Genomic DNA, 3,383 nt, shown 5'->3' on the forward strand with positions numbered 1-3,383 from the left:
GCCCCGCGTTTCCCCCCGGCCCCGCGTTCTCCGTCCGCGCGGCGGTGCCTCCCACGTAGGCGAACCGGACGCCGTCCAGGACCACCTCGCCGGCCAGCCGTCCGACCGGTCGCGGGTACTCGGCCGACGGCGTCGAGGTCGGAGTCCGCAGCAACTCGGAAAGCCGGCGCAGACCGACCCGGGCCTGCTGATAACCGTCGAACACCTGGGACAGTTGCTGCACCGGCGCGAAGAAGAGGTCCACGTAGAGCAGGAACGCGAGTAGTGCTCCCGGCGACAGGGATCCGCCGACGGCCAGGTGGGGGCCGATTCCCAGCACGAGAGCACCCGCGATCCGGGAGAGGAACTCGACGAACGGGAAGTAGAGAGCGATCATCCGTTGTGCCCGCAGCCGCGAGCGGCGGTAGCTGTCCGCGAGCTCGCGGAACCTCACCTGGTTGACCGCTTCCCGGCCGAACGCCTGGGCGATGCGCAGCCCGGTCAGGTTCTCCTGCAGCGATGCGTTGACGGCGCTGACCCGTTCCCGGGACTCGGTGTAGGCGGCGGAGGAACGACGCCGGAACACCACCGTCGCCACGATCAGGATCGGCAGTACGGCGACGACGACCAGGCCGAGCTCGGCGTCCAGCACGATCAACGCCACCAGGACGCCGAAGAAGGACAGCAGGCTGACGATGGCGGTGGTCAGGCCGGTCTGCAGGAAGGTCGACAGGGCGTCGACATCGGTCGTCATCCGGGTCATGATCCGGCCGGCGAGCTCGCGCTCGTAGTAGTCGAGTCCGAGGCGCTGCAGCTGCGCAAAGGTCTTCACCCGCAGGATGTAGAGCAGCCGCTCCCCCATCCGGCCCGTGACACGGGTCTGCCACACCTGCACCGCCCAGTTGACCAGCACCACCGCCAGCGCGACACCGGCGGTGGCGAACAGGACGTCACGTGCCCCGACGCTCACGCCGGCGTCGACGGCATGCCGCACCAACGCCGGCAGGGCGAGACCCGCGACGGCGTCTGCCGCCACCAGCAGCAGCAGGCCCAGGATGAGCGGCCAGCGGACCACGGCCAGCAGCCGGTGCAGCGAGAATGCCGGGTCGGGGCGGCCGCCGCAGCCTGGTCGACCCGCGGCTCGTCGAGCGCCGGGGGCAGGGCGTCGACCCGGGCGAGCAGGTCGGGGGTCGCCGGCATGTCACCGAAGGGGCCCCCGCCGCCGAGCTCCCGGCCGAGACCGCCCCGGGTAGCACCACCCCGGAGACCATTTCCCTTTCCTTTCCCTTGCCTACTTCCTTGCCTGTCCAGAGCCTTTTGCGTCTGATTTATCCCTCTGGACAGGCAAGAAAGGCCGGGGTCGGGGGCCGGGGACGAGAGCTGGTCAGAAAGGCCCTCGCCGGGGCCGGCGAGCAGATGGCGGAACAGAGGACATCGGGCCGTCAGTTCGGCCTCTGTCCCGACGTCGACGATCCGGCCGGCGTCGAGCACGGCGATCCGGCCGGCGAGGCGCAGGGTGGAGCGCCGGTGCGCGATGAGCAGAGTGGTGCGGCCACGCATGATCGTCCGAAGCGTGTCATGGATCTCGGCCTCGATCCGGGCGTCCACGGCCGAGGTCGCGTCGTCGAGGAGCAGGACGCGGGGATCGGTGAGTAGCGCGCGGGCGAGCGCGACGCGCTGGCGCTGGCCGCCGGAGAGAGTCAGGCCCTGTTCTCCCACGACGGTGTCATAGCCGTCGGGCAGGCCGCGGATGAAGACGTCCGCCTGCGCCGCCCGCGCAGCCGCGATGATCTGGTCGTCCGTGGCACCCGGCCGGCCGTAGGCGATGTTCGCGCGCACCGTGTCGGAGAACAGGAAACTGTCCTCGAAGACGACCCCGATCTGCGCCCGCAGCGACGACAGTGTCACCGTGCGGATGTCCACACCGTCAAGGCGGACCGTCCCGGCCTGGGGGTCGTAGAACCGCGGCAGCAGCATCGCAACCGTCGACTTGCCCGAACCGGACGTGCCGACGAGGGCGACCGTCTCCCCCGGTTCGATCCGCAGGCTCACGTCCCGCAGCACGGGGCGAGACGGAACGTAGCCGAACGTGACACTGTCCAGGTCGACCAGCCCGCGGATCCGGCCAAGGCGCACGGCGTCCGGCCGGTCCATGATCGCCGGCTGCGAATCGATGATCTCGAAGATGCGTATCGTGCTGGCCTTGGCCTGCTGGCCCACGGTGAGCAGACCGGCGAGGGTCCGCGTCGGCCCGATCAGGGCGCCGAGATAGGTGCTGAACGCGAGGAAGGTACCGAGGGTGATCCGGTCCGTCAGCGCCAGCCAGCCGCCGAGCGCCAGCACCGCGACCTGACCGAGCGCGGGAACGGCCTGCATCGCCGCACCGAACCTGCTGGTGATGCGCACCGCACGCATCCGAAGCGCGAACAGCCACCGGGCGTCCACCGCCAGCCGGTCCAGCTCGCGGGCCTCCTGTCCGAACCCCTTCACCACCCGGACGCCGGCGACGGCTTCTTCGACCACTCCGGCAACCTCGCCAGCCTGCTGCTGCGCCGCCCAGGTCGCCGGGAAGACCGTGCGTCGGGCGCCGTAGCCGACGATGAACAGCGCCGGCCCCAGCGCGAGCGCGATGACGGTGAGCAGCGGGGACAGCCAGGCCATCACCACAAGGGACACGACGAAGAGCACCAGGTTGCCGCTCATCATCGGCAGGTAGGACAGCAGACCCTGGACCACGGTGACGTCCGAGATCGCCCGGCTCACCACCTGCCCGGTCTGGAGCTGGTCCTGCCGGGCCCCGTCGAGGCGCTCGATGGCGCTGAAGACGGCGTCGCGCAGATCATACTGGACGTCGAGGGAGAGCCGACCACCGACGTAGCGTCGGACGAACGCGGCGGCGAAGACGACGACCCCGGCCCCGAGCAGAATGGCGACGTAGGGTGCGAGAGAGTGGCGGTGCGTGACGACGACGTTGTCGATGACCTGCCGCTCGACCAACGGGACGGCGGCCGTGACGAGCGTGCCGAGCAGCGCGGCGCCGAAGGCCAAGGCGGCGTTGCGGCGGTACACGAGGATCTCGCGGAGAATCCTGCGCAGCCAGCCGGCCACCGGTTTCTCCGGCCCGGGCGCGGCAGGCTCCTCGGCTGGTTGGGGCCGTGGGCGTGGACTGGGCAACTGCGATCACTCGACGGGACCCGGAGCCGGATGCGGACTGGGGTCCGGCCGATCCGGCGGTCCGTGCGAGGGACGGGCCGTGTCAGCGGACGATGCTTCGGAGCTCGCGGTGGGCCTCCAGGTCGTCAGGTCCGATTCGGTACCCGCGTGACGCCGGTCCGGATCGGACGCGAAGGAAGGGACGAGACGCCAAAGCCGCCGCGTCCCAGCCTCACCGCGGTGTCCCGGCC

2 protein-coding genes are annotated in these 3,383 nt (G+C 70.7%); both read right to left on the minus strand.

The features are described from left to right. Positions 1-1,054: ABC transporter transmembrane domain-containing protein (locus tag AC08ON_RS17310; protein ID WP_476617357.1), on the minus strand; the 1,054-nt coding region annotated here is incomplete at its 3' end. Continuing rightward, positions 946-3,087 (minus strand): ABC transporter ATP-binding protein, encoded by a 2,142-nt coding sequence (locus AC08ON_RS17315; RefSeq protein ID WP_476617358.1) that lies wholly within the window; start codon positions 3,085-3,087, stop codon positions 946-948. The genes AC08ON_RS17315 and AC08ON_RS17310, both read right to left, overlap by 109 nt. Between the last annotated feature and the right edge of the window lie 296 nt (positions 3,088-3,383).

The organism is Frankia sp. CoWAU3 (genome assembly GCF_977971855.1).